Origin of the sequence: Marinobacter sp. MDS2, from assembly GCF_030718085.1 — a bacterium.
Classification (GTDB): Bacteria; Pseudomonadota; Gammaproteobacteria; order Pseudomonadales; family Oleiphilaceae; genus Marinobacter.
On sequence record NZ_JAVAJF010000002.1, the window covers coordinates 144,182 to 169,967 of the forward strand.

Below are 25,786 nucleotides of genomic sequence, written 5' to 3' on the forward strand. Positions count from 1 at the left end.
TGCAGCTTAGCCGTTCCTTGGTCTGTCGTCACCCCCGTTTGATCAAGTGCTTAGGGAGTGTCAGGAACCACGGCCTCGATGTTGCCATCGTTGGCCCACTGGATTCGGTAGCCCTGATACCGCTCTTTGCGGGCTACGGCTTCAAGCGCCTTCAGTGATTTTACGGGAATATCAATAACCAACTGATTGACCAGCCATTCCGGCAGGGCGCCGTTAGGCTCGGTGTGCTGCACCCACACCATGTTCGTGCCCTGATCGGTGGGTTTGAACCGGTAGAGTGTGTTGGAGACATCCACACGCACGCGGCTGTTTGTTTCGGCCCGCATGCCCGGCGTGGCATTCAGGTCCATGATGATTTCGCCTGTCTCGGCGTTGCCCCGGGTTCGAATGCGCAGCACGTAGTCCCGGTCGGATACCGGCCAGGGCATGTCGTTGACGGAGTAGGCGTAGCGATCATGGAAATTGCCGTTACCGAAGGCAAAAGACTCGATGCAGTTGTGCACCCATTCTTTGCAGGATTCGGGGTTGATCATGACGGCCATCAGGTTGTTGATGGGTACGTCGAGGTGGGCAACCGCTTTGAACGCGCGAAACCCCGAACCGGGCTGGTCCATGGTGTAGATGCGAATGTTGTCTGCTTGCTTTTGCAGCGCCCATTGTTCCGCGTTTTCTGCGGGCAACACAGGATGGTCGTCAGCAGAGACTGCACCGGTAAGCATCAGGGCAAAGAAACCGAAGAGGATGCCCATAATGCCACGGACATGGGTGTTGGTCATAAGCTACACTTTGCGGTTAATGGTTAGGAAAAGTCTACCACGCTGTTTTACCGCCGTTTGCTGCCGTAATGGGAGTTTGTGAACCAGGTAGCCTCCTGATGCCGCCCAACCTCGAATTGGCCTGATTTGACGGAAACTATGACCCAGAAAAAACTGATTGACCCGAAAGGGCGGATTGCCCCGGGACTGATGTCCGAACCTGTGGATGTCATAAATTACAAGGACTACGATTTGCGCACGGTGATGGACAAGCCGCGCTCCCGCCTGGCGCGGCAGTGGCGCTTTAATCAGTTTCAGTTTGTCAGTGCGATGGCGCCGGGCTGGGTATTCGGAATGGCCATCGTCGATTTGAAGTTGGTCGGATCCGGTTTTTTCTATCTGTTCGATTTTGAATCCGGTCAGATGTATGAGCAATCGTTCCTCCAGCCTTTCGCCCGGCATACCGAGATTGAACCTTATCCGGAGCGGGGCAGTGCCCGTTTCAGAAAGGGCGACGTGTCTTTGTCGATCAAGCCGACGGTAGGCGGCCGGAATGTGCGGGTGAGCGCACCGGGCAACATCGAGGTTGATCTGGAATTGACGGACGACAACGACCCTCATCGGTTGGTGTGCCCGGCGGGATATACCGGGTGGGTGTTTACACGGAAGTCCGCTGGCTTGCCGGTAGAGGGTGAGGTGCGATGGGGGCAGAACATCTGGCGAACGGATGAGCAAAGCCGGGGCTCTATCGACTGGAGCTGTGGTTTCATGCGCCGGGAAACCGCCTGGAATTGGGCCTGCCTGGCGGGCCAGACGAGTGAGGGCGTGGCTGTCGGTCTGAATCTGGCGGCGGGTGTGAACGAAACGGGTATGACAGAGAATGCGCTTTGGTTGAACGGCCAGCGTTTCGTGCTGGGAGCAGCACAATTCGAGTTTGACCGTTATCAACAGGATGCCAGTTGGCGTGTATCCACCGAAGACGGCAAAGTAGATTTATCGTTTGTGCCCTCTGGTGTGCGTAAAGAAAAGCTGAACGCCGGCATATTGGCGTCGAACTTTCGCCAGTTTGTCGGGACGTTCGAGGGCACAGTGGAAGATGCGTCGGGCAAAAAAATCCCCGTAGCGGGACTACGGGGATTGATGGAGGACCACTTCGCCCGCTGGTAAGGCGGGCGCAGGTGTTATTGCTCCGGCAGGGTGACGTTCAGTTCCAGGACCGAGCAGCTGTCGTTTCGGTCTACTTCGACCTGCACCATGTCATCACTGATTTGCACGTATTTACGAATAACCGCGAGCAGCTCTTGCTGCATCTGGGGCAGGTAGTCTGGCTGCCCCCGTTGGCCGCGTTCGTGGGCTACGATGATCTGCAAACGCTCTTTGGCCACGTTGGCCGAGTTTTTACTTTTACTGTTTCTGAAATAATCCAGGAAACTCATCCCTTAGCCCCCCTTGAACATCCGTGAGAAGAAACCTTTCTTCTGTGCGGTCATGAAGCGGTGTTCGCGCTCCTCGCCCAGAAGTCGTGCTACGGCATCGTCGTAGGCTTGCCCGGCATCACTGTCTTCTTCGAGAATGACCGGCAGGCCCTGGTTAGAGGCGTTCAAAACGATCTGGCTTTCCGGGATGACGCCGAGCAGCGGGATGGCCAGAATTTCTTCAACGTCTTGCACAGACAGCATTTCGCCGCGCTCGACGCGGTCAGGGTTGTACCGGGTCAGCAGCAGGTGCTCTTTGAGTGGGTCTTGACCCATTTCGGCTCGGCGGGACTTGCTCTGCATGATGCCCAGAATGCGGTCGGAGTCCCGTACCGAAGACACTTCCGGGTTGGTGACCACAACGGCTTCATCGGCGTAGTACAGCGCCATGAGTGCGCCGTGCTCGATACCGGCCGGGGAGTCGCAAATGATGTAATCGAAGGTTTCGGAAAGTTCGTTGATAACTTTTTCAACGCCTTCTTTCGTGAGCGCTTCTTTTTCCCGGGTTTGAGAAGCCGGAAGGATGTACAGCGTCTCGACCCGCTTGTCTTTAATCAGGGCCTGATTCAGTGTGGCTTCGCCCTGGATGACATTGACAAAATCGTACACAACCCGGCGTTCGCAGTTCATGATCAGGTCCAGGTTACGCAGACCTACGTCGAAGTCGATCACGACTGTTTTAAAGCCCCGTTTGGCAAGCCCGGTGCTGATTGAAGCGCTGGTGGTGGTTTTGCCAACGCCGCCTTTTCCTGAGGTAACGACAATGATTCTAGCCAAGATTCAATTCCTGTTTCGCGGTGGATTCGTCATGTCTTCAACGTTTGTTATTGCACTACTAGCCTTTCTCCAGTGGCGATACCACCAGCACGTCATCCTTGAGCTGGATTTGCACAGCGCTTTTCCAGCCATTATTTTGAAGATCTTCCGGAATTTTATAGTGTCCGGCAACAGACACAAGCTCTGCTTCTAAAGACTGGCAAAAAATTCGCGCAGACTCTGCCCCGTGAATGCCGGCCAGGGCCCGGCCCCGCAATGCCCCGTAAACGTGGATATTACCTGCCGCCAGAACTTCCGCACCGGCCTGGACCGGGGCAAGGATAATCAAATCACCTTCCGGAGCATGTATCTGCTGTCCGGAGCGGACGGTTTGGGTCACAATTTTCGTGGGGGCTGGCTCGGGTGCAAGCGTTGCTGCCGGGGCTTCAGCAACCGGTTCAGCTGCTGCAGGGACGGGCTCGGGTGCGGCTGCCTTTTCACGAACCGAACCGCCTGGCATCACAGCCAGCGAGGCGCCCTTGGCGAGCCGCCGCTGGTTCTCGTTGGCGGCGCGCACTCCAATCACCTGAATGTTGTGACGGCGACAGGTGCCGATGATCTTGAAGAAATCGATCTCGCCGTCCAGACCTTCGTACTTGTCGAGGCTGATCACCAGAGGGATGTCTTTGAAAAAGCCGGGAGCTTGGCTGATTTTGTCCCGCAGGTTCGCTTCGAATTCATGTTCGTCGAAGTAATAAAGTTCCAGCGCGGTCAGCGAAATGTTCGCGCTTTTAAGTTGGAAGCTCTGTTTTACTTCGGGGTTAGCAGTATCGCTCATGAATGCTCGTTTCCCTGGTGGGTTACTGGGTGGATTCGGCTCGGGCCCGCAGCGGTTGGCTGTCAAAACGAATGCCGGACCATCCGGTGCTGATGAATTGCCGGATATTACCATGGCTTGAGCCTGTCGGGTCGCCCAGAACCTGTTGGTAATGCTGCGCGAACAGGGCGAGCGTGTCGTTCTCGTTCAGATTGCAGTACTGGCCAAGAGCGAATACCCGGCAAGAACCGTTGTTCTCGCCCGCTTCGTTGCGGAGCGGGCCGTTATCAAAACCGCTGGGCTGGAACTCGAAGTGCTGGTCGATCAGAGCGAGGGTATCGTCGAAATCGGCGTGGCCGCCTTGGAGCGAGGCCAGATGAATGCGGACGGCTTCGGTGATGTTCATTATTTGTGATCCTGCTTGGGGCCGGTCTGGTATTTTTCTTTCCACTGCTCGTAGGGCATGCCGTAGATTTCTTCACGGGCTGCCGGGTCGGATAGCTCGAAGCCGCGTTCCTCGGCTTCGGCCCGATACCATTTCGACAGGCAATTGCGGCAGAAGCCGGCCAGATTCATCAGGTCGATGTTCTGGACATCGGTGTTTTGACGCAAGTGATCAACCAGCCGTCTGAAAGCGGCGGCTTCGATTTCAGTGCGCTCGGACTCGGGAATAGGATTGCTCATGGTGCCTCGTAGTAGCTTGCCGGAGTGGATTTGGGATTCCTGACATTCTCAGCATGTTACCGTAAGATACAAGGCTGTATAAACGTACAGATTTTTAACCTGAGCCCAGGAATATGCCCCAGCGCAAGATCATTCACGTAGATTGCGATTGTTTTTACGCCGCGGTTGAGATGCGGGACGATCCGACTTTGAGGGACGTCCCGTTGGCGGTTGGCGGTGATGGCGGTCGTGGCGTGGTGACCACCTGTAATTATAAAGCGCGGGCTTTTGGTGTGCGCTCGGCCATGCCCGGCAGTGAGGCTCGGCGCTTGTGCCCGGGCCTGGTGACGGTGCCGACGAATATGAGTAAGTATCGGGCGGTGTCCCAGCAGGTGATGGGCATATTGCGGGACATGACCGATCTGGTGGAGCCGCTGTCGTTGGATGAAGCTTTTCTGGATGTGTCTGAAATTACCGACCATAAAGGCAGTGCCACGCTGATGGCGAGGCACCTGCGAGAGCGTGTGCAGCGTGAGACGGGCATCACCATTTCCGCAGGCGTGGCGCCCAATAAGTTTCTTGCCAAAATTGCCAGTGATTGGCGCAAGCCCGATGGTTTGTTTGTGATCACACCGGATGAAGTGGCAGCCTTCGTTCACGGGTTGCCGGTCGAAAAGCTGTCCGGAGTTGGTCAGGTGACCGCTGGCAAGCTTCACGCTCTGGGGGTAACCACCTGTGGTGATATGCAAGCCCTCGGTGCCGAGGTCTTAATCGACAAGCTCGGTAAGCAAGGGTATCGCTTGTTTGAAATGGCCCATGGTCGGGATGAGCGGCCGGTGGTGGTATCCCGGGTTGCCAAGTCGGTCAGCGTGGAGCGCACCTTCTCGCAGGATCTGGCCGGTAAAGCGGCGTGTGAATCGGTGCTGCCGTCATTGGTGGCAGATCTGAATCTGCGCCTGGCCCGTAAGAGCCGCGACAAGCCCATTCATAAGTTGTTCGTCAAAATTCGTTACAGTGATTTTTCTACCCACACTCTGGAACGGGTGCGGGAGCAGATCACCGAACCCGAAGCAGCGGACTACCAGCCGTTGCTGGATGAGCTTGTCACGCGTGAAGATCGGCCGGTCCGCCTGATGGGGGTGGGCGTACGTTTTCGCAACGACGAAGCCCCGGTCACCCAGCTGCGGTTGTTTGATTGATCAGACGACCAGATCGACGAACAGTTGCACCGATGCCCACCCCATTAGCCCGCCAATCACTGCGCCTGCGGCCACATCGCTCGGGTAGTGCAAACCAAGAACCACTCTGGACGCGGCCACCGAAAGCGTAAACGGCAGTGTCGCCCAAGCCAGAGCCGGTAGCATGGCAAACAGCATCGCCTGAAAGCAGGCCGCGTGCATCGTGTGCCCGGAGGGAAAGCTGTAACGATCCAGTGGCGGCGTGGCACAGCTGATGGCCGGAAATGAAATGAAAGGTCGCTCCCGGATCAGCCAATGCTTCAGTGCCTTGTAGGTCAGGGTGCAGGTCAGGCCGGTCAGGGCCATTAAGATGGCCATGTGTTGGCCGTGAGCGGGCGCGATAAAGGGGATCGCAAGGATCAGAGCGTACCAAAGCCAGCCGTCACCCAGCCAGCTCACCAGGCGGAAGTAGCTTTTGATGGGCCGGAATCGTATGGCGCGGTTGATGGATTGGCACAGAGCGAACTCGAGTTGGTCCGCCCGCTCAAAGAACCGGGAAGCTTTGCTTGTTGTCGGCATGGCTTGAGACCTGTGTGTAAGAGTTAAACGCCAAGCGTTCGAATACATCTATTTGCTGGTTCCAGCTGAGATCGAGCGCATCGAGACGAGCCTTGCTGCGGACTCTCCGTAGTAGGGAGGGTTGATCGGCCAGCTTCAGAGCGTGCTGGACGAAATTGTCGTCGTTGTGCAACGGAGCCTTCATGCCGTTGTCGTTGTGGCGTATATGCTCCGATGCGGCTGCGTCGTTAAACGCGATAACACCCAGGCCGCTGGCCATTGCCTCCAGCACCACGTTGCCGAACGTGTCGGTTTTGCTCGGAAACAGGAACAGGTCACCGGAGGCGTAGTGTTCGGCCAGATCATCCCCCTGTTGCATACCGCAAAAGATGAACTCTGGATGCCGTTCTTCCAAATGAGCTTTCATAGGGCCATCGCCCACCAGAATGAATCGGGCCGTGGGGTACAGTTTTCGTATTCGCTCAAAACAAACCACCGCTAAGGGAAGGTTCTTTTCCGGAGCCAGGCGCCCGACATACAGGACCGCACGATCGTCTTCGTTCAGGCCCCATTGCTGGCGCAAGGATTTGCTGCGTTTTTTGGGTGAGAAACGCTCGCAATCGACCCCTCGGCTCCAGAGCGCGGTATTGCCGATCCCCATGCCTTGAGCGGTTGCTATGGTTCTGCGGGTGGGAACGAGGGTCCGTTGGGTTCGGTTATGAAACCATCGGCCGTAGGCGCTCAGCAAGCGTTCGAGTGCGCCTAACCGATAATATCGGGAGTAGCTGTGGAAGTTGGTGTGGAAGCCGGAAAGTACCGGAATATCGAGCTGTTTCGCCGCTGCGACTGCGGCCAAACCAAGCGGGCCTTGAGTGGCAACATAGACGCAGCTGGGGCGATGGTTTTGCCACAGAGTTGCAAGCGTCTTGGGGCGAGTGATGCCGAAGCGAAACTCGGTGTAATTGGGGATCGGCAGACCGCCCACCACCAGTTCGTGTTCAAACAGCGGACTGCGGGTGTTAGGGTCAGGTCTCCGCGACTCTCGGGATTGTCGTGGCCGAACCACAGTGACGTGGTGCCCACGGTTCATCAGCCCCTGACAAAGGTAGCGAAGCGTGTTGGCCACGCCATTTATTTCCGGCGGAAAGGTTTCGGAAACAATGGTAATGTGTCGCCTGTGCCGGTCTGGTCGCTTGGTGTCGGTCACGGTGCATCCCGCAAGTGTGTTTATCATGTGGTCACTATGCAAGCAGGCCATGACAACTCTGCGACAACCTCGTGACATTCCTTTTACGCTTGTTTCACCCTTTTTTTGAAAGCCGCTAAGGAGCCTTTTATGCGAATGCGAAAACTTGGGAATACTGACATTGATGTCAGTCTGATTTGCCTGGGCACCATGACGTGGGGCGAGCAGAATACGGAGCAGGAAGCATTTGAACAGCTTGATTATGCGGTAAGCGCCGGCATCAACTTTATCGATACGGCTGAAATGTATCCGGTGCCTCCGAAGGCCGAGACGCAAGGGCTGACTGAGCAGTATCTGGGTAACTGGCTTGCCCGAAGAGGACGTCGTGATGACCTGGTGATCGCCTCCAAGGTGGTCGGCCCGGGCCCCAGTCTTGGTTACATGCGCGGTGGCCCACGCATGACCCGGGGGCAAATCCGCGAGGCCTGTGAGGGCAGCCTGCAAAGGTTGCAGACCGATTACATAGACCTGTACCAGGTGCATTGGCCCGACCGTAACGCCAATTTTTTTGGCAAGCTCGGGTACCAGCACGACCCGAATGAAGTGATGACACCCATTGAAGAAACGCTCGGGGCGCTGAATGAGTTGGTGCAAGAGGGAAAGGTTCGTCATGTGGGGCTGTCGAATGAGACCCCTTGGGGGGTGATGGAGTACCTGCGCTACGCTCGCGAGAACGATTGGCCGCGTGCGGTGTCGATTCAGAACCCATACAGCTTGTTGAACCGGTCGTTCGAAGCGGGGCTTGCCGAATTTGCGCATCGTGAAGCCACAGGGCTGTTGGCGTATTCACCTCTGGCATTTGGCATGCTTACCGGGAAATACCTCGGCGGCAAGTGGCCGGAGAAGGCGCGATTAACCCTGTATGACCGTTTTTCCCGGTATACCGGCGAGCACGCGGCTGATGCGACCCGCGCCTACGCAGAATTGGCGCAACAGCACGGGCTGACTCCCGCACAATTGGCGTTGGCCTGGGTGAACAGCCGTGATTTTGTCACCAGTAACATCATCGGCGCGACGACAATGGAACAACTGAAAGAAAATGTCGGGTCGGTCGAAATCAACCTGAGTGCCGACATTGTCTCGGCAATTGAAGAGATACATAGCGAATTTACTTATCCTTGCCCCTAAAAAACAATAACGTCAGTTGGTTAAGGTCATTTGGCTGCCCGGCTTCGATTTATGAGAGGCCGGGGAAGTTACAAACCGCAAAACAAATCGTCCATTTATTGACAAAAAAATGACCAAATCGGGGCGGAGCGTTGGCGCATTTGTGTGCAATTTCACACTATTATCAAGTAGAATAGTTAGACTTTAGTGCATAGACAGTTGCACGTATTTTGAAGTTCTGAGGCACGCTTTTGTCATGATCATCCGCATCTTCCTTGTACTGTTGGCTTTGAATTGCGCAGCCTTCGTGGCGCGCGCTGAAGCCGCAGAGCCGCCCCGGTCTGAGCCGCTGCTCTTTGACCGTATGCTGGCGGAACGGGAAGAATCCATGTCTGTAGAAGACATTTATGAGCTCCAGGAGTGGATGTCCGGTGATGAGCAGGACGATCACGACGATGCCTTGGCTGCCATTGGTTCAAGGCTGTTGAGCTGGAGCTTCAACCGTGACAATTCCTCCCGTAAAACCTACGCCTCTGACCCTGCCCGGCCGGATCACGGCATTGCTCTGCTGAATGAAGGCGCGTGCCTTAACCTGCGCTGGATGTTCTGAATCACTCTCCTGTCTCATTGTCAGACGCATGCTAGCGTGTGATGATCAAAGCCAAGACTCATTCCTGAATGATGAGGGTTGCGATGACAGGGCAGAATACAGTCTATCTGAATGATGCAGATGCCTGCGTTGATCAGGTTATAGCGCGGGTTGGAAAAGACATCACGCTGGGTTTGCCATTGGGGCTGGGCAAGCCGATACGCTTTGCCAATGCCTTGTACCAAAGAGCGAAAGAAGACCCCGAAATTCGCCTGCACATCGTAACCGCGCTCTCGTTGCTGGCTCCCAAGGGTAGCTCGTCTCTGGAGCGGCGATTTATGGAGCCGTTCGTCAAGCGTCTTTACGGTTCAGTTCCGGAGCTGGTTTACGCGCGGGATGTGGTAAATAACCAGCTTCCCGATAACGTAAAGGTTTCGGAATTCTTCTTTAAAGCGGGCAGTTACCTCAAGATTCCCGGCCAGCAACGAAATTATATCTGCACCAATTACACGCATGCCGTTCGGGATCTGATGGCTCAGGGCGTCAATGTGGTCGGGCAGTTGATGGCGCCGGGAGCGCTGCATGGGCAGCCCGGCAAGATGAGTTTCAGCTGCAATCCGGATCTTTCCCTCGATATTTTGCCTTTGTTACGACAGCGTGAGGCTGACGGCACCCCGGTTGCAATGGTGGCCGAGCAAAACCCGCAATTGCCTTGGTTCGGCCGCCACTCGGTGGTGGAGGACAACGAGTTCGATGTCATTCTTTCTGCCCCGGCAACCGACTATCCCTTGTTTTCCGCGCCGCAGATGGCGGTTAGCCCCGCCGATCACATGATCGGGTTTTACGCCAGCAGCCTGCTCAAGGACGGCGGCACCCTGCAGGTGGGGATTGGTTCGTTGGGTGTGGCATTGGTTCACAGTGCCATCGTCCGCCACAAGCATAATGAGGTTTGGCAGTCTGTTTATCAGCAGGCCCGTGTGGATGAGCGATTCCCGGTTGTACGTGACTACGGCGGTACTGAGCCCTTTGATATCGGGCTGTACGGTTGCAGTGAGATGATGGTGGATGGTTTTCTGTATCTGCTTCAGGAAGGCATTTTAAAGCGTGAAGTCTTCGAGCATGAAGGCCTTCAGCGTTTGATCAATGAAGGTAAGGTGTCGGAGCAACCTTCTCTTGAAACACTGGATGTGCTGCGCACCGAAGGGCTGATTGATTCGCCCTTACGGAACCGGGATCTGCAGTGGTTGATCGACCACGGTATTTTCAGGAACTCGGTTGAGCTCAAGGGCGGTCGCCTGCGACTGGATGCCGGCGTGTCGGTTGATGCAAATCTGGACGACCCGGAAACCCGAGACCGGTTGCAGGCGACCGGGCTGGGCGAGAAACTTACCGGTGGTGTGGTGATGCACGGTGGGTTCTATGTGGGGCCGGAAAAGTTCTATCAAGAGCTGAGAAACTTGCCGGAACAACAGCGTGAAAAAATCTGCATGACCAGCGTGAATTTCATCAACCATTTGTACGATCACGCGTACGGCGATCAGAAAACGAAAATGGCTCAACGTCTGCACGGCCGGTTCATCAATACCACGATGATGTACACCTTGAATGGCGCGGCGGTGTCGGATGGGCTGGCCGATGGCCGCGTCGTCAGTGGCGTCGGAGGTCAGTATAATTTTGTTGCCATGGCTCACGAGTTGCCCGGTGCCCGTTCGATTATCGCATTGCGGGCTTCTCGCACATCGGGCGGGGAGGCGGTGTCCAATATTGTGTTCAGTTATCCCCATTGCACCATTCCCCGCCATCTTCGGGACATCGTGATCACGGAATACGGGATAGCGGATCTCCGGGGCAAGTCGGATGAAGATGTGTTTCTGGGCTTGATTCGCATCGCCGATTCCCGTTTTCAGGATTCGTTGCTCAAAAAGGCAAAAAAAGCCGGAAAAGTACGGTCGGATTTCGAGCTGCCAAAGGATTGGACAAACAACACCCCGCAGCAGGTTCGCGAGACTCTGGCCGCGGCGGGAGACGAGGACTGGTTCCCGGCCTTCCCGTTTGGCCGGGACTTTACCGATGAGGAGCTTAGGTTGGGGAAAGCCCTTAAGTCGCTTAAGGCCTCAACAGCAACGCCCCGTGGTAAACTCTCGACCCTTTGGCAGGCCCTGCGCGTGAACGACGATGGTCGTTATCGAGCGATGATCGAACGTATGGGATTATCGAACCCAGGTAGTTTTCGGGAAAAGCTTGACCGGAAACTGGTCATACATGGCCTCCAGCAACTTGAATCTCCGACCCAAAAAGGAAGCGTGAAAAGCTAATGCAAGCAGATTCGCAGCAAACCAGACCGGAAGTTTACACTGTTCATTACATCCTGAAGAATCGAATTGGCGAGCTGGTGGATACCTCTGAAGGCAGCGAGCCGCTGCACTTTTTAATGGGCAGCCCGGACGTGATCGAGGGAATACAGGCCGCGGTGAAAGACCGCTCGCCCGGCGATTGTCTGGAAGTCACCGTGCCGCCCGAAATGGCGTACGGAGAGCATCGCGAAGATCTGGTGCGTACCGTGCCGCGATCGTTGTTCGAGGGTGTCGAAAAGCTGGACGTCGGGATGAAGTTCCAGACCAATTCGGGCGATCAGGCGCAGATCGTTCAGGTGGTCAGTATTGATGGCAACCTGGTAAAAGTGGACGCCAACCACCCTTTGGCAGGATTTACGCTATATTTTGATTTAGAGATTGTCGGTCGCCGCGAAGCCACTGACGATGAGATCACACAAGGGCGCCCTTTGTTCTAGCGTTGGCTGTATGAACCTTGGCGCGCCTGTGATGTGTCAGAATTGGACCTTTGTCACAGAATGTAAGGTTTTGTTGTGGCGTGTGTGGTTGTGGCCGCGGTGTATAATTGCTGTAACCGGTGGTTGCCTGTATTGTTGTGTGTATAACCTTAAAATCAAAGATAATAATCAGAGATGGACGGCGTGGAACATACAAACGAGAGTTGGCGAATCCTGATTGTAGAAGATGATGAACGGCTGGCGGAACTTACCCGCGAGTATCTGGAGAGTAATGGCCTGGCCGTATCTTTGGAAAATCACGGTGGCGCTGCCGTTGAGCGGATTCGCAAAGAGCAACCCGATCTGGTGGTGCTCGATCTCATGTTGCCCGGTGAAGACGGCTTGTCGATTTGTCGGCGCGTTCGCCCCGACTACTCCGGACCGATCATAATGCTGACCGCAAGAACCGACGATCTGGATCAGGTCTTGGGTCTGGAAATGGGCGCGGATGACTACATAGGCAAGCCGGTTCAACCTCGTGTGCTACTGGCGAGGATTCGGGCCATGTTGCGCCGTGCCGAAAGCGCACCCGCAACGGGCTCTGAAACCAGTGAGGAAGAGCCGGTCAGGCTGCAGTTTAATGATCTGATTGTTGACCGTTCAATGCGCGAAGCCTGGTTGAACGAGGACAGTATTGATCTGACCAGTGCAGAGTTTGATCTGCTGTGGCTGCTTGCCAGCAATGCCGGCCGGGTTCTGAGCCGGGAAGAGATTTTTACGGCGCTCCGAGGTATTGAGTACGACGGCCAGGACCGCTCGATTGATGTGCGGGTTTCGCGCATCCGTCCCAAGATTGGTGATGATCCCATTCATCCGAGACGTATCAAAACGGTTCGGAGCAAAGGTTACCTCTTCGTGAAAGAAGCCTGACCGTCCTTTTGGCGTGGTGCTTGTTAAGCGTCGCGCCAATAACCGGGTTGCGCCCCATGTCGCTGAAATTCTTCCTCAAAGCATACGCCCAGGTTGTCGCTGTCGCCGCGGCTGTGGTGTTGGTGTGTGTCCTTCTGTTTAATGGCCTGAACGATGTGCGTGCCCAAGCCTGGCACGAGCGCTCAATGCAGCCGCTGATGGAATGGCTGGCCGAGATCCCGGATCCCTCCGAGCAATACCATTGGATGCCCGCCTTATTTGGCATGAAAGTGGGTGCTCCCCGTGAATTTAAAATATCGCCGGTTGTCCGTGAGCGGCTGAGCTACGGTCAGGTGGTGGCGGAGCCCTCCGGTGAAGGTTTCGTGTTTTACGTGGCTGCGGCGTCGGACCGGTTGCTCAGTTTGAATCTGGAGCAGCCCTATCGAGACCTTGCTCGTGCGACAGCGTTGATGGTGCGCTGGCACCTGGATGCGGTCGCTATAGAGGCTCGAGCAGAAACTTCCCGCCGTCTGGCGCAAACGTTAGGCGTACAGATCAGCCCGCTACAACATCAAGCTGATTTGCCCGCGCAGACCGTGCTTGATCGGTTGAGTTCCTCGGGGTTAGCTCTGTTGAGAACGGATGATGGTGGCCTTTCCGGTGTGGTGCGCTTGTCGGAAGGCGATCTGATTGCGGTCGAAATGCCTGAGGCTTTCAATCCATGGGGGTGGCCTATTGTTGCGCTGCTGGTGCTGGTCGTTGGCGGCGTGTTGGCGTTAGGGTTGTTCTTGGCGCTCCGCTTCGTGGACAGGCATCTACGGAAAGTTGAATCGGTGGCGCTCCGAATTGCCCGTGGCGAGATGGGCGCGCGGGTAGAATCACGGGATGGCACGGTGGTGTCGCGGTTGGGCTTGGCGTTTAACGGTATGGCAGAGCACATCCAGCGGCTGGTGCAAGTGCAGCGGGAGATGATCCATGCAGTCTCGCACGAACTTAGAACTCCGGTGGCCAGGATTCGGTTTGGTGTTCAGATGATTGAATCTGCCAGTTCACCGGAAGCACTGCAAAAGCAGATGACGGGGATTGACGGTGATATTCAAGAACTGGATGAGTTGATTGATGAAATACTCACCTACGCCCGGCTAGAACAGGGCGGGCCGGTGTTTACCTTGCGCGATGACTCCGTGACGGAGATCGTGGAGCAGGTGGTGGCTGAGCAGCGAATTATCCGGGAAGGCGTAGACATTGAATGTCGTATTGACGACGGTGAGGGTCGTTGGTCCCAGTCCGACGTTGAGCCGCGCTACATCCATCGCGCTGTTCAGAATCTGGTCGGTAATGCGGCGCGCTACGCCCAAGGGAAGGTCATGGTGGTGTGCCATCTGGACGAAGAGAACTGCCGTGTAGATGTTGAGGATGACGGCCAGGGTATACCGGAGTCCGACTGGGAAAAGGTGTTCACAGCCTTTGCCCGGTTGGATGACAGTCGCACCCGAACGTCCGGCGGATACGGATTGGGGTTATCGATTGTACGGCGTATTTTGTATTGGCACGGTGGGCAGGCTTTTGTTGGCCGAAGTGAGCAGCTTGGGGGCGCTAAATTCAGCCTAGTGTGGCCACGGCGGAAGTCTGAGTCATCGGTTTTGTGACGTGCGTCTCACGCCCTCACCGAATGTAACAAACCACTACAGAACCGCTACTGAACCTGCCCGCCAGTTGTTTGATACTTGATGGCGTAAGGGATGACTTTAGAGGTTGTAGTTCTTACGAACTTTCCTTGTTTCATTCGTCATTTTGGGGCCGGCTTTTGCCAGCCCTTTTTTTTGCCTGAATTTCGGATGGCCGGTAAATTCTATGCCGTTCGCTCAAAAGCGATCAGGTGATCAGCCTCGACACGAACAGGCACTTGCTCGCCCAGGTTGAAGTCGAGATGACTTCTGAATAAGGTCTCGAACTCGGTGTCTTCGGAGCAGCGAAAGCGATAAAGTGTCGAGGTACCGGCGAAGGTTTTCTCCACGACTTTGGGCTTTAGGTCGGAATGTTCATCGTACACGATGTCGTCTGGCCGAATCAGAATGTCCACCAACGTGCCGGCTTTCCAGTTATAAGCACGGTTACCGTGAATGACCCCTAATTCTGATTCGATCGCATCCGGCCCGAGCACCTTGCCGGGGATGAAGCCGCCCTGGCCCACAAAGCTGGCGACAAAGCGGTTTGCCGGTTCGTGGTACAGGTTAAAGGGCACATCCCACTGCTGAATGCGTCCGTCACGAAGAACGGCGACCTGGTCACACATGGCAAAAGCTTCTTGCTGGTCGTGGGTGACCAAGATGGCGCTGATACCAAGGGTCTTCAGAATCTCGCGTACGTCCAGGCTAAGCCGCCGACGCAGGTCGGTATCCAGATTGGAGAAGGGTTCGTCCAGCAAGATCAGTGTCGGTTCTGGGGCTAATGCCCGGGCCAGCGCCACTCGCTGTTGCTGCCCACCGGATAACTCGTGTGGGAAGTTGTTAGCGAGATCCTGCAGGTGCACCAGGTTGAGTAATTCAGTGACTTTTTGTTGGCGCTCGCTTTTGCTCAGAGACTTCAGTCCAAAACCAACGTTGTCTGCGATGCTCAGGTGAGGGAAGAGCGCGTAGTCCTGAAACACCATGCCGATTTTGCGTTTTTCCGGTGGCACCGAGCGACCGGGTTGGCTAATCACTTGGGATTGCAGGCAAATTTCACCCTGACTGATCGGCAGGAACCCGGCCAGTGCTCTCAGAATGGTACTCTTACCGCAGCCACTCGGGCCAAGAAGGCAGCCGATATCGCCGTGGCTAAGGGCGAAGTTGATGTTCTTAACCACGGCTTCTCCGCCATAACCGACAGACAGGTTGTTGACGTTTAGAAGCCAATCATTTGGCTGCACCTTGGGTTCTGGCATGGATCAGTCCAGGCGGTTGAGAATTAGGAATTCAAGCAGTGCTTTTTGCGCGTGCAGACGGTTTTCTGCTTCGTGCCAAACCACCGAACTTGCGTGTTCCATCATGTCGGCGGAAATTTCCTCGCCGCGATGCGCCGGCAAGCAGTGCATGAACAAAGCGTCTTTGTCGGCCAGAGCCATCAGTTCCGGATTGATCTGATAATTCCGGAATGCTTCCTCTCGGGCTTTTTGCTCGTCTTCCTGCCCCATGGAGGCCCAGACATCGGTCACTAGCAGATTGGAGTCGCGAGCGGCTTCTTGTGGCTCCCGGAAGATGGTGACCCGATCTTTATGTGCGTCGACAAGGGCTTGATCCGGCTCGTAACCATCCGGACACGCGACGTTCAGGTGAAAGTCGAACTTTTTCGCGGCATTGATGTACGAATGGCACATGTTGTTGCCGTCACCGATCCAGGTGACGGTCGCGCCCTGGATGCTGCCGCGGTGCTCTCGGTAGGTTTGCATGTCTGCAAGCAGTTGGCACGGATGGAAATCGTCGGTCAGCGCGTTGATGACGGGCTTGCTCGAAGCCGATGCAAAGGTTTGTACCGTGTCGTGCGCAAAGGTACGGATCATGACCGCATCAACCATGCTGGAAATCACGATGGCAGAATCTTCAATCGGTTCGCCACGCCCGAGTTGGGTGTCCCGGGGGGAAAGGAACATGGCCGTGCCGCCCAGTTGGGTCATGCCTGCTTCGAAGGAAACTCTGGTGCGAGTCGATGACTTTTCGAAAATCATGGCCAGCACGCGGTTCTTCAGGGAGTCCCTGACTTTGCCTTCACGCCATTCCTTGCGGAGCCGTGAAGCATGGTCCAGCAACTGTTCCAGTTCACTGGTTGTCATGTCGTTAAGTGTCAGAAAATGTCTTACTGCCATGAATGGCCCCTGTTTCAAGGAAACTGCGGTAAGGTTTGCGTTTTGAAAAGGGAATCAAGTCTAGCCCTTCATTCCCGTTAAAACAACGCTCGTGCACGAGCACTTGTTCGAGGTCAAAGCGGGTGGTTTGGTGCGGCCTTGGTCAGCCGTGTACAATGACGGAATATGCCGGCAGCCGGTACCCCAGTTTTCAACCAGAGGTATGTGTTCATGGATATTAATGAAACCATCAAAAGCCAGTTAGAAGAGAATCCGGTTATTTTGTACATGAAGGGCACGCCGCAAGCCCCTCAGTGTGGTTTTTCTGCCCGCACGGTCCAGGCGCTGATGTCGTGTGGTGAGCGTTTCGCTTTTGTGAACATCCTCGATAACCAGGAACTTCGTGAAGCGTTGAAGGTGTACTCCAGCTGGCCGACCTATCCGCAGCTGTACATCGGCGGCGAACTGGTAGGCGGTTGCGACATCGTTCTCGAAATGTCTGAAAACGGCGAGCTCGAGAAGATGGTTAAAGATGCGGTTAAGCCGGCCGAAGCCTGATTTACCTTTCCGGTTGCTTTGGCGTGAACACCAGTTTCACGTCAAAGCGGTCGGATGACTCCCCCACCGGTTTCGGGTACGGGCTGGCCGACAAGGCCGCCCGGTACGCTGCTTGGTCAATTTTGTCGATACCTGTTGTTTCTTTCACGCGCGCCCGGGTCAGGGCTCCGTTGGCCAATATCCTCAGTTCGAGTGTCATCTCCCTGGCCGCATTCAGCTGCGACATCGCCGGTATGCTCAGCTTCTCCAGTTCCTCCGCCAGATGCACGGCAAGTTCGACCAAATAAGGATCTTGCTCCGCGGCTGATTGGCTGATTCTCTGAATCGTCTCCTTGCTCTCGGATTTGACCGTGCGCCTCTGCGCAGATTGTGCGGAAGCGCTCGCCGCAGGGTTTGCTTGCGCGTCGGAGGGTTGTTGGCGGGGGGCTTGGCGCTGGGGCGTGCCGGGCATCTTGGTGGATTCAGCGGTAACTGGGGGCTGAGGTTTCAGCGCGTGGCGTGGTTCAACACTGAACTCCGAGTGCCGGGGCGATTTGTGCGAGACAGGGTCAGGCGCGGACGGAATGCTGGGCCGAGAGTTTGGGGAGCTCAGGGTGAAAATCAGCCGGTGGCTGAAATCTTGTACTTCCAGCCGCGGAAACGATAGTCCGGCAAGTAAAAGAATGTGGGCCAAAAGGGCACAGGAGACTGCCAAGGCGATCCGGTACGATGCCGGAACGGACTTGGCTGGGCCAGAATCAGACTGCAGCATAGGGCATCAGGCGGTTTTTGCGCGCAAGCTACCCACAACGGCGTTCAGAGCCCGGTCGATTAGGGCGCCTTGCTCCAGCATGGTCAGGCGTCCCCGGCGTAATTCGTGCGCAAGTTGAACCCGGGTTTTCTCAATGACTTTGAGGCCCATGCGGTTCACAAACACAAAGCAATCGGCTTCTTCGATAATTGCGGAGAGTTTGCAGCGGAAGCTTGCACCATTGACCAGGCGGAATTCGACCCAATTTCCGATTTCCAGTTGGTCGATCTTGGTAACGAACTCGGATACCGCGGCATCTTCCAGTTCCTGCTGTCTCTGGATGGCGGTTTGAGTCTCGGGCGCCGGTGCGCCCTCGTCTGGGGCGGATTCATCTTTGCGCGCTTCGATCGTCGCATTGGTACGAAACGCTTCTGCCAACTGGTGTTTCAGTTGCGCCATCATGTCGTCCAGCTTGGAGGCATTGTAAGAGACTTCTTCCAGGCCGCTTCGCAGGGTTCTCAGAAGTCTGGGTACCAGGCGTACCCACTGGTCCCGCTCTTCGTCTTCCTCATGCGGGTGCAGGCACCAGATCAGGTCGTCGACGACTTTGACGGTTTCCTGCCATCGGTGTTCAGAGTCGTCCCGGAGATAGGCAAGGAACATCACCCGGCTCCAGCCATTGGTGAGTATTTCGTGAATGGTTTCTGGCAGTTTATAGCAGGACAGTTTTTCCTTGAGGAGTTTATCGACGGCTTCCTGCGCTTTCTGTGATTTGATACGGCCGCGCTCAGATTCGCGGGTTCTTTGTTCGACCAGGTTAGACTTGCGGTTCTCCCGTTCGAGAAACTGTTCAAACTCGACGTTCAGGGCTTCAAACAGTGCCACGTCACCGTCAAATTCATTCAGGATTCGCTGGACTACGCTATGAATTTGCCCGTACAGCTTGTCTCGCGCCTTTTCGTCACTACTGCTCCAGCCGATGCCAGCCTTGGCCAGAGAGTTCAGTAATTTGCGCGCAGGATGATTGGACTTGCTGAAGAAACTCTTGTCTTTAATGACGACTTTCAGAATAGGGATCTGAAGCCGGCTGATCAGAACCTGGACCGGTGCCGACAGGTTGTAGTCGTCCAGAATGAACTCGAACAGCATAGACACCAGATTGATCAGGTCTTCGTCAACTTCGTTCAACGCGGGCTTGCGGCCGTCCGGCGTTTGGGTTTGAGCTAGCAGCTGTTGTACCAGCTCGCGCAAATCAACGATGACCGGCTCGCCGGAGCTTAAGTCACCAAAATCCTGCTCGGCAGCGTGGGTGGGGATAGAGCTGAGGATGCTGGCGAGTTCGCGGCCTCCGATGACGTGCAGTGACGGGTCAGAGCTGCGGGGCATGGTGCCCGCGTTCTGCCGTTGCTGGCTGAGCATCTCGCGGATTTGCTCGAACATCGCGCTGTCTTCGCGATCTACCTCGGGCCCGTCGGCGCTGTCGTTTGTCTCGGCTTGCGGGGCATCACCACTGGCCGGTTTTGCTTTGGATCCGTGGCTTTTGCCCTGGTAGCGGAAATTGGGAATGATGCCGGCCTGGATCAATATCCGGTTGGCTTCATCAAGCAGCATGCCCAGATTCGAAACCACGTATCTGTCGAACTGTTTCAGAAGGATCAGGCGCTCACGGATCTGGATGTCCAGTGCCTGTATTGCTTCGGTAAAGGCGCTGCACAGGTGCTCCGGGGCCATCGGGTTGACTGGTTGGTCGTCATTGGCCGAAGGGTAAACCTGAGTGAAACGCGCCTGCAGTTGAAGCAGTGCCCCTTGGAAATGGGTTTTGGCCTTGCTGATCATGGCGTTCAAGGCGACCTGTTCTTCCAGATCGTCATTGCCGAGCAGAGTAAGGCTAGAGGCATCAGTCTGCGAATCTTGGTCTGGTTGCGCGCCCGCATGGGGAGGTGCGGTGAAAAACTGAGAGACAGCGCCTTGAAAGTGGCGTTCTACACCTTTGCGCTTGATGCGTATTTCCCGCATCGCTTCAAAGTAACGATTCTGTTCGTTATTGCTTCGGGCGTTGTTGGCGAGCTCAAACAGTGAGTCGTCCACGGCATCAAAAGCCCCTTGCAGCAGATCACCCAATCCGGCCACAACGGTATTGCGTATGCGAGTCACCTCGGACGGCACGGAGTCACTGCTGGCAGCCTCTCTGTGCTCGCGAAGGTAATGTATACCGGACTGCTTGTTCATGGCCAACTCCTGTCTACGCCTTAACCGGATACACGACCGAGCTATTTCCACATTATCGTTTTTTGTAAATTTAGCGCATTTTTTGCACAAAGAACACAAATAAACCGAAAGCTGGGATCTGGGTCAAGGTTCTGGGTGAGGCCCTTGCGGTTTCGTGGTTATTCGACTTGTTGTGCTGGCCGCACCCGGAGCCGCTTCGACGCCTGTCTCGGGTGCACGATTGCGGCTTTGACGACGTTGTCTTTGATCTGGAGTACTTCAACCCGGTGGCCTTCGACTTTCAGGCATACGTTGGTGTCCGGGATGTTTTCCAGGCGCTCGGTGATAAGCCCGTTGAGTGTCTTGGGGCCATCTGTTGAGAGTTTCCAGTCCAGTGTTTTGTTTATGGTCCGTACCGAGGTGCTGCCATCAATAATGTAGGTGCCGTTATTCTGCGGAATAATGTCCGGCGAGGTCGAGGCGTAGTCTGTGGTGAATTCGCCGACGATTTCTTCCAGTATGTCTTCGAGAGTCGCAAGCCCGAGCACTTCGCCGTATTCGTCAACCACCATACCGAACCGGCGTTTAACGCTCTGGAAGTTAAGCAGTTGCGTGTTGAGCGGGGTGCTCTCCGGGATAAAGTAAGGCTCCTGGCAAAGCTGTTGGATCATGTCTTTGGTGATGTCGTCTTCGTGCAGCAGTTTGGCCACGCTGCGCAGGTGTAATATGCCCTGAATGTTGTTGATGTCACCTTCAAACACCGGCAGGCGTGTATGTTGGCTGTTGCGCAGGTGCCGGATGATATCGTCTGTATCATCTTCCAGGTCGATGCCAACGACATCGTTGCGGGGCACCATGATGTCGGTGACGGTCACTTTTTCCAGGTCGAGAATGCCCACCAGCATGTCTTTGTGCTTTGCGGGAATCAGGGCTCCGGCTTCATTAACAACCGTTCGTAACTCTTCTCGGCTGAGGTGATCTTCGTTGGCTTGTGCGGACGAAATGCCGATAAGTCGCAAAATGCCGGTGGTGAAAAGATTGACCGTCCATACCAGGGGGTAGAGAAGCTTGAGAAGCGGAGCCAGGACATGGCTGGCCGGAAACGCAATTTTTTCAGGAAACAGGGCGGCCAGAGTTTTTGGTGTGACTTCTGCGAAAATCAGAATGACAATGGTCAGCAAAATGGTGGCAATGGCAATGCCGGCATCGCCCCATATGCGGATGGCAATCACAGTAGCGATTGACGACGCGAGGATATTGACGAAGTTGTTGCCGATCAGGATCACGCCAATTAACTGGTCGGTCCTGTTCAATAGCCTCTGGGCGCGTTTGGCGCCTTTGTGGCCGGTATTCGCCATGTGTTTGAGGCGATACCGATTGAGTGACATCATCCCGGTTTCAGAGCTTGAGAAAAAGGCGGAGAGGATGATTAAGCCGGCAAGCAGAATGAACAGCGCGGTTAGCGATGTCTCGTTCAAGAGGGGAGCCCTTCTATGGATGACAAGTTGCGAAAATAAGGTGTGGAAGCCTGCGCTGTCAAGCGTTGCCGCGGGTGGCGACTAGGCCTTACCGGAACAAGAGTTCGAGTACAAATTTACTGCCGTAAAAGGCGATCATAAGGAGCGCGCAGCCGGCCAGTGTCCACCGGCTTGCAGTAAGCCCTCGCCAGCCTTTGGTGTAACGGCCAACAAGCAGGCTGGCAAACACCAATAGCGACAGCAGGGAGAAGATGGTTTTGTGGGCCAAATCCTGCGCGAACAGATCTTCAATGAAAACCGCGCCAGTGATAATGGCCAGAACCAGCAAGACAACGCCCGCCCACACCATTTCAAAGAGCAGTGACTCCATGGTTTGTAAGGGGGGCAGGTTGCGAATCAGGCGACTGTTATAGTTGTGTTTGAGTTGCCTGTTCTGAACATAAAGCAAAATGGCCTGAATGGCTGCGAGTGTGAACAGGCTGTAGGCCGTGACGGACAGGGCTACGTGCGAAAGCATTCCGTAGCTTTGTTCGGAAATCAGTCGGGATTCGGTGTGGACAACCAGGGCCATCACAATGGTGATGGCGGCGATCGGGTAGGCGCCCAAAAAAAGGCTGCCCACGGGTTTGGTCAGGTTAAGCCCCAGCAGGAGGAAGACGATCAGCCAGGAAATCAGCACCGAGCTCTTGAAAAAACTGAAATCGAAGCCGCCGTCCAGATAAACGGTCTGTGCGATGAGAAGGCCGTGCCCGGTCAAGGCGAGGATGCCGATGAGCGTGGTAATGGCAAGGCTGGTTTCGACTTTGCCCCTGAAGTGGAGTGCTTGCAGGGCAGTTCCGACGCTGTACAAGAAAAGTGCGGTAACCGCGATAATCAGCGTTCCCATGACGTCCTTTATATGCTGGTCTAAGGGTTAAAGCGGCCTCGGAGTTGTTCTGAGGCTCCCAAGTCTGGGTATAATGTCGCGATTATGCAACAGGAATCAAGCGGCCCGGGCTGGCTTCTTGATTTGTGTGAACAATTTCTCCGGGGTACGGAAGAGCAACATGTTTGAGAATCTCCAGGACCGTCTATCCGGTAGCTTGCGCAAGATCTCTGGTCAGGCGCGCCTCACCGACGACAACATCAAAGATACGCTGCGCGAAGTGCGCATGGCGCTGCTCGAGGCCGATGTGGCGTTGCCGGTAGTCAAAGACTTTGTCGAGGGTGTGCGCAAGCGTGCCATCGGCCAGGAAGTGCAGCGAAGCCTGACGCCGGGCCAGGTGTTCGTCAAAGTTGTTCAGCAAGAGCTTGAGCGGGTGATGGGTGAGGGTAACGAATCCCTCAATCTTTCCACGCGTCCGCCTGCGGTCATTATGATGGCCGGTCTGCAGGGTGCGGGTAAAACCACGACCGTGGCCAAATTGTCGCGCTTCCTTAAAGAGCGTCAGAAAAAGTCTGTCATGGTCGTGAGTGCCGACGTATATCGTCCTGCGGCGATCCAGCAGCTCGAAACCCTTGCCTCTGAAGTTGGGGTCGAATTCTTCCCGAGTAGTGCGGATCAGGATCCGGTCGATATTGCGAACGGTGCAATTGATGCGGCCCGCCGTAAACACGTGGATGTGGTTATTCTTGATACCGCCGGTCGTCTGCATATCGATGAGCAGATGATGGGCGAGATTGGTCGCTTGCACGCGGCCGTAGAGCCGATCGAAACGCTGTTCGTGGTTGACTCGATGACCGGTCAGGATGCGGCCAATACTGCTAAAGCGTTTAACGATGCCTTGCCGCTGACGGGTGTTGTGCTGACCAAGACCGACGGTGATGCTCGCGGCGGTGCGGCTCTGTCGGTTCGGCATATTACCGGCAAGCCTATCAAGTTCCTGGGTGTTGGTGAGAAAACCGATGCCCTCGAGCCGTTCCATCCAGAGCGGGTGGCTTCGCGAATTCTTGGTATGGGCGATGTGTTGTCGCTTATCGAAGAAGCTGAGCGCAAGCTGGACAAGAAAAAAGCTGAAAAACTGACCAAGAAGATCAAAAAGGGTAAAGGGTTTGATCTGGAAGATTTCCGGGATCAGCTTCAGCAGATGAAAAATATGGGCGGCATTGGTGGGCTGCTCGATAAGTTGCCGGGCATGGGGCAAATGGCTCAGATGGCTCAGCAGCAGGTCAATGACAAGTCGGTGGGGCAGATGGAGGCCATTATTTGCTCCATGACGCCGAAGGAGCGCCGCTACCCGGATGTTATCAATAATTCGCGGAAGCGCCGCATCGCTGCAGGCTCCGGTACCCAGATACAAGACGTGAACCGTCTGCTCAAGCAGCATAAGCAGATGGCGAAGATGATGAAAAAGTTTGGCAAGAAAGGCGGAATGGCCAACATGATGCGCGGTCTAGGTGGTATGATGCCACCTGGCGGCGGCGGTGGCGGAATGCCTCCGTTTGGCCGTATGTAAAAAGCCTTACACATAAAATGGGGAAACCGAGCGTTTCCCTATTTTCATTGGCGCTTTTTTCGCATAGAATAGCGCCCCTTTCGAGTATGGGTCTTCTCGTCGGCTGCGTTCAGTCAGGCGAGAAACGTACAAAGTTCGTACAACAGAACAGGATATTGGTCGAAATGGTAACAATCCGTTTGGCTCGTGGCGGCTCTAAGAAGCGCCCGTTCTACCATCTGACAGTCACTGACAGCCGTAAATCTCGTGACGGCCGTTTCATTGAACGTGTTGGTTTCTTCAACCCGGTTGCCCGCGGCCAGGAAGAGCGTCTGCGTGTAAACCGTGAGCGCGTTGATTACTGGGTGGGCCAAGGCGCTCAGACCAGCGATCGCGTTGCGCAGCTGCTTAAGACTGCAGAGTAATTGCAGTTTAATATCGAGGTTTGACAGGCATGACACAGACTTCGCAGGAAACTGTGATCGGCCGGGTAACCTCGGTGTTTGGGGTCAAGGGTTGGCTTAAGGTCTTCTCTGATACCGATCCCAAAGAGGGAATACTGAACTACCGTGACTGGACTTTGGTTCTGGACGGCAAGCGTATCCCAGCAAAGCTTGAAGATGGTCGCCGCCAAGGGCAGGGGATCGTCGTCAAGCTGAAAGGGCTTGATGATCGTGAAGTGGCGCGCACCTATGCGGGCGCCGAGATCAGGGTTCCGACTGAGCAATTGCCAGCGCTTCCTGATGGGGAGTACTACTGGTTTCAGTTGGAAGGTCTTGAGGTCTTCACGGTTGAGGATGAGTGCCTGGGTAAGGTGCATCATCTGCTGGAAACAGGCGCCAACGATGTGTTGGTTGTGCGTGCGACAGCCGGTTCTATTGACCAGCGCGAACGACTGATTCCCTATCTGCCGGATCAGGTGGTTATGAGTGTGGATCTGAGTGGTTCGCGTATGGTGGTCGATTGGGATCCGGAGTTCTGACGAGTGTGGATTGGCGCAGTCAGTCTGTTTCCGGACATGTTTTCTTCGGTGACGGAGTACGGAATCACCGGTAGGGCCGTTCGGGAAGGTCTTTTGACGTTCAAGAGCTGGAACCCTCGGGATTTTACGCATGATCGTCACCGTACTGTTGATGACCGGCCCTATGGCGGTGGTCCGGGTATGCTGATGAAAATTCAGCCGCTCAGGGACGCTATACATGAGGCGAGGGCATCGGCACCCGGCAAGGCCTGTGTGGTCTATCTTTCTCCGCAGGGTGAAAGGCTGGATCAGTCGGTAGTGGAGTCTCTTGCTGCCGAAAAACAGCTGATTCTCGTTGCCGGTCGTTACGAGGGCGTTGATGAACGTCTGATATCGGCGGAAGTCGACCGGGAAGTGTCACTGGGTGACTTTGTGCTCTCAGGTGGCGAACTGGCGGCGATGGCTGTGATTGATGCGGTAACACGCCTCATCCCCGGAGCGCTGGGTCATGCGCAGTCGGCAGAGCAGGATTCCTTTGCTGATGGTTTGCTGGATTGTCCGCACTACACCCGGCCCGAGGTTTACGAAGGTCAGGCGGTGCCGGAAGTTCTTTTGGGCGGTCACCATGAACAGATCCGGCGTTGGCGGTTGAAAGAATCGTTGAGGCGAACACAGGAGCGACGCCCCGACCTGCTTGAAGAGCGGGTGTTTACGGAAGAAGAGCGTCAGCTACTGGGTGAAATTTTGAACGAACCGGGTGCCTCTGAATCATCAGGGCATTGAAAGATTGG

Annotated in this window: 27 protein-coding genes; 13 read left to right on the forward strand and 14 right to left on the reverse strand. The window is 55.4% G+C overall.

The features are described 5' to 3' along the window. Positions 1 to 50 precede the first annotated feature (50 nt). Positions 51 to 776, reverse strand: coding sequence for an START domain-containing protein (locus Q9245_RS11490; RefSeq protein ID WP_305897319.1), 726 nt, complete (start codon positions 774 to 776; stop codon positions 51 to 53). Positions 777 to 914: 138 nt separating this feature from the next. On the opposite strand from Q9245_RS11490, the gene Q9245_RS11495 reads away from it, so the two are divergent. Next, positions 915 to 1,922 carry a DUF2804 domain-containing protein gene (locus Q9245_RS11495; protein ID WP_305897320.1) on the forward strand — a complete coding sequence of 336 codons (1,008 nt, stop codon included), beginning with the start codon at positions 915 to 917 and terminating at the stop codon, positions 1,920 to 1,922. A 14-nt stretch (positions 1,923 to 1,936) separates the two neighbouring features. Here the strand turns inward: Q9245_RS11495 and minE are convergent, their stop codons facing one another. Genes minE through Q9245_RS11520 form a run of 5 tightly spaced genes read right to left on the reverse strand, consistent with a single transcriptional unit; the run spans position 1,937 to position 4,487 of the window. Then, the gene (minE, locus tag Q9245_RS11500) at positions 1,937 to 2,191 is read right to left on the reverse strand and encodes a cell division topological specificity factor MinE (protein WP_133006302.1); all 255 of its coding nucleotides are present in this window, start codon (positions 2,189 to 2,191) and stop codon (positions 1,937 to 1,939) included. A gap of 3 nt (positions 2,192 to 2,194) precedes the next feature. Beyond that, positions 2,195 to 3,007, reverse strand: coding sequence for a septum site-determining protein MinD (minD, locus tag Q9245_RS11505; RefSeq protein WP_305897321.1), 813 nt, complete (start codon positions 3,005 to 3,007; stop codon positions 2,195 to 2,197). A 58-nt stretch (positions 3,008 to 3,065) separates the two neighbouring features. Then, positions 3,066 to 3,824 carry a septum site-determining protein MinC gene (gene minC / locus Q9245_RS11510; protein ID WP_305897322.1) on the reverse strand — a complete coding sequence of 253 codons (759 nt, stop codon included), beginning with the start codon at positions 3,822 to 3,824 and terminating at the stop codon, positions 3,066 to 3,068. Between the two features lie 22 nt (positions 3,825 to 3,846). Beyond that, positions 3,847 to 4,209 carry a HopJ type III effector protein gene (locus Q9245_RS11515; RefSeq protein WP_305897323.1) on the reverse strand — a complete coding sequence of 121 codons (363 nt, stop codon included), beginning with the start codon at positions 4,207 to 4,209 and terminating at the stop codon, positions 3,847 to 3,849. Beyond that, entirely contained in the window at positions 4,209 to 4,487 is a 279-nt protein-coding gene (locus tag Q9245_RS11520) for a DUF1244 domain-containing protein (protein WP_305897324.1), read from the reverse strand. Before Q9245_RS11520 ends, Q9245_RS11515 begins: the two co-directional genes overlap by 1 nt. A gap of 113 nt (positions 4,488 to 4,600) precedes the next feature. On the opposite strand from Q9245_RS11520, the gene dinB reads away from it, so the two are divergent. Next, positions 4,601 to 5,665, forward strand: coding sequence for a DNA polymerase IV (gene dinB, locus Q9245_RS11525; protein ID WP_305897325.1), 1,065 nt, complete (start codon positions 4,601 to 4,603; stop codon positions 5,663 to 5,665). Here dinB and Q9245_RS11530 read toward each other — a convergent pair whose 3' ends face one another. After that, on the reverse strand, positions 5,666 to 6,223 hold the full coding sequence (locus Q9245_RS11530; protein ID WP_305897326.1) for a phosphatase PAP2 family protein: 558 nt from the start codon (positions 6,221 to 6,223) through the stop codon (positions 5,666 to 5,668). It lies immediately after the preceding gene. Then, a complete protein-coding gene (locus tag Q9245_RS11535; protein ID WP_305897327.1) occupies positions 6,189 to 7,436 on the reverse strand; it encodes a glycosyltransferase family 1 protein in 1,248 nt (415 codons plus the stop codon). Before Q9245_RS11535 ends, Q9245_RS11530 begins: the two co-directional genes overlap by 35 nt. Before the next feature lie 102 nt (positions 7,437 to 7,538). On the opposite strand from Q9245_RS11535, the gene Q9245_RS11540 reads away from it, so the two are divergent. The 6 genes from Q9245_RS11540 (at position 7,539) to Q9245_RS11565 (ending at position 14,472) form a co-directional block, all read left to right on the forward strand. Continuing rightward, complete coding sequence (locus tag Q9245_RS11540; RefSeq protein ID WP_305897328.1) at positions 7,539 to 8,576, forward strand: NADP(H)-dependent aldo-keto reductase; 1,038 nt, start codon at positions 7,539 to 7,541, stop codon at positions 8,574 to 8,576. Between the two features lie 235 nt (positions 8,577 to 8,811). Then, on the forward strand, positions 8,812 to 9,165 hold the full coding sequence (locus Q9245_RS11545) for a hypothetical protein (protein ID WP_305897329.1): 354 nt from the start codon (positions 8,812 to 8,814) through the stop codon (positions 9,163 to 9,165). A gap of 83 nt (positions 9,166 to 9,248) precedes the next feature. Beyond that, complete coding sequence (locus tag Q9245_RS11550) at positions 9,249 to 11,459, forward strand: acetyl-CoA hydrolase/transferase C-terminal domain-containing protein (RefSeq protein ID WP_305897330.1); 2,211 nt, start codon at positions 9,249 to 9,251, stop codon at positions 11,457 to 11,459. Further along, positions 11,459 to 11,935 carry a peptidylprolyl isomerase gene (locus Q9245_RS11555; RefSeq protein WP_305897331.1) on the forward strand — a complete coding sequence of 159 codons (477 nt, stop codon included), beginning with the start codon at positions 11,459 to 11,461 and terminating at the stop codon, positions 11,933 to 11,935. Before Q9245_RS11550 ends, Q9245_RS11555 begins: the two co-directional genes overlap by 1 nt. A gap of 174 nt (positions 11,936 to 12,109) precedes the next feature. Then, complete coding sequence (locus tag Q9245_RS11560; protein WP_305897332.1) at positions 12,110 to 12,844, forward strand: response regulator; 735 nt, start codon at positions 12,110 to 12,112, stop codon at positions 12,842 to 12,844. Positions 12,845 to 12,900: 56 nt separating this feature from the next. Then, a complete protein-coding gene (locus Q9245_RS11565; protein ID WP_305897333.1) occupies positions 12,901 to 14,472 on the forward strand; it encodes an ATP-binding protein in 1,572 nt (523 codons plus the stop codon). 203 nt (positions 14,473 to 14,675) lie between these two features. On the opposite strand, the gene Q9245_RS11570 is transcribed toward Q9245_RS11565, so the two are convergent. Together Q9245_RS11570 and argF are read right to left on the reverse strand one after the other, a co-directional pair. After that, on the reverse strand, positions 14,676 to 15,749 hold the full coding sequence (locus Q9245_RS11570; protein WP_305897334.1) for an ABC transporter ATP-binding protein: 1,074 nt from the start codon (positions 15,747 to 15,749) through the stop codon (positions 14,676 to 14,678). A 3-nt stretch (positions 15,750 to 15,752) separates the two neighbouring features. After that, positions 15,753 to 16,667, reverse strand: a complete 915-nt coding sequence (gene argF, locus Q9245_RS11575) for an ornithine carbamoyltransferase (protein ID WP_305897335.1) — start codon at positions 16,665 to 16,667, stop codon at positions 15,753 to 15,755. Positions 16,668 to 16,877: 210 nt separating this feature from the next. Between argF and grxD the strand changes: the two genes are divergently transcribed. Then, positions 16,878 to 17,204 carry a Grx4 family monothiol glutaredoxin gene (gene grxD, locus Q9245_RS11580; protein ID WP_305897336.1) on the forward strand — a complete coding sequence of 109 codons (327 nt, stop codon included), beginning with the start codon at positions 16,878 to 16,880 and terminating at the stop codon, positions 17,202 to 17,204. A gap of 1 nt (position 17,205) precedes the next feature. On the opposite strand, the gene Q9245_RS11585 is transcribed toward grxD, so the two are convergent. The 4 genes from Q9245_RS11585 to Q9245_RS11600 form a co-directional block, all read right to left on the reverse strand. After that, positions 17,206 to 17,955 (reverse strand): energy transducer TonB, encoded by a 750-nt coding sequence (locus Q9245_RS11585; RefSeq protein WP_305897337.1) that lies wholly within the window; start codon positions 17,953 to 17,955, stop codon positions 17,206 to 17,208. A 6-nt stretch (positions 17,956 to 17,961) separates the two neighbouring features. Next, complete coding sequence (locus Q9245_RS11590) at positions 17,962 to 20,163, reverse strand: DUF1631 domain-containing protein (RefSeq protein ID WP_305897338.1); 2,202 nt, start codon at positions 20,161 to 20,163, stop codon at positions 17,962 to 17,964. Positions 20,164 to 20,321: 158 nt separating this feature from the next. Then, positions 20,322 to 21,620: an HlyC/CorC family transporter gene (locus Q9245_RS11595; RefSeq protein WP_305897339.1), complete on the reverse strand. Its 1,299-nt coding sequence runs from the start codon at positions 21,618 to 21,620 to the stop codon at positions 20,322 to 20,324. Between the two features lie 88 nt (positions 21,621 to 21,708). Continuing rightward, on the reverse strand, positions 21,709 to 22,506 hold the full coding sequence (locus Q9245_RS11600) for an inner membrane protein YpjD (RefSeq protein ID WP_305897340.1): 798 nt from the start codon (positions 22,504 to 22,506) through the stop codon (positions 21,709 to 21,711). Between the two features lie 160 nt (positions 22,507 to 22,666). Here Q9245_RS11600 and ffh point away from each other — a divergent pair, with 160 nt between their 5' ends. The 4 genes from ffh (at position 22,667) to trmD (ending at position 25,778) form a co-directional block, all read left to right on the forward strand. Next, on the forward strand, positions 22,667 to 24,055 hold the full coding sequence (ffh, locus tag Q9245_RS11605) for a signal recognition particle protein (RefSeq protein WP_305897341.1): 1,389 nt from the start codon (positions 22,667 to 22,669) through the stop codon (positions 24,053 to 24,055). A 164-nt stretch (positions 24,056 to 24,219) separates the two neighbouring features. Beyond that, positions 24,220 to 24,459: a 30S ribosomal protein S16 gene (gene rpsP, locus Q9245_RS11610; RefSeq protein WP_133006280.1), complete on the forward strand. Its 240-nt coding sequence runs from the start codon at positions 24,220 to 24,222 to the stop codon at positions 24,457 to 24,459. 29 nt (positions 24,460 to 24,488) lie between these two features. Next, positions 24,489 to 25,016 carry a ribosome maturation factor RimM gene (gene rimM / locus Q9245_RS11615; RefSeq protein WP_305897342.1) on the forward strand — a complete coding sequence of 176 codons (528 nt, stop codon included), beginning with the start codon at positions 24,489 to 24,491 and terminating at the stop codon, positions 25,014 to 25,016. 3 nt (positions 25,017 to 25,019) lie between these two features. Beyond that, on the forward strand, positions 25,020 to 25,778 hold the full coding sequence (gene trmD, locus Q9245_RS11620) for a tRNA (guanosine(37)-N1)-methyltransferase TrmD (RefSeq protein WP_199007552.1): 759 nt from the start codon (positions 25,020 to 25,022) through the stop codon (positions 25,776 to 25,778). Positions 25,779 to 25,786: the final 8 nt, after the last annotated feature.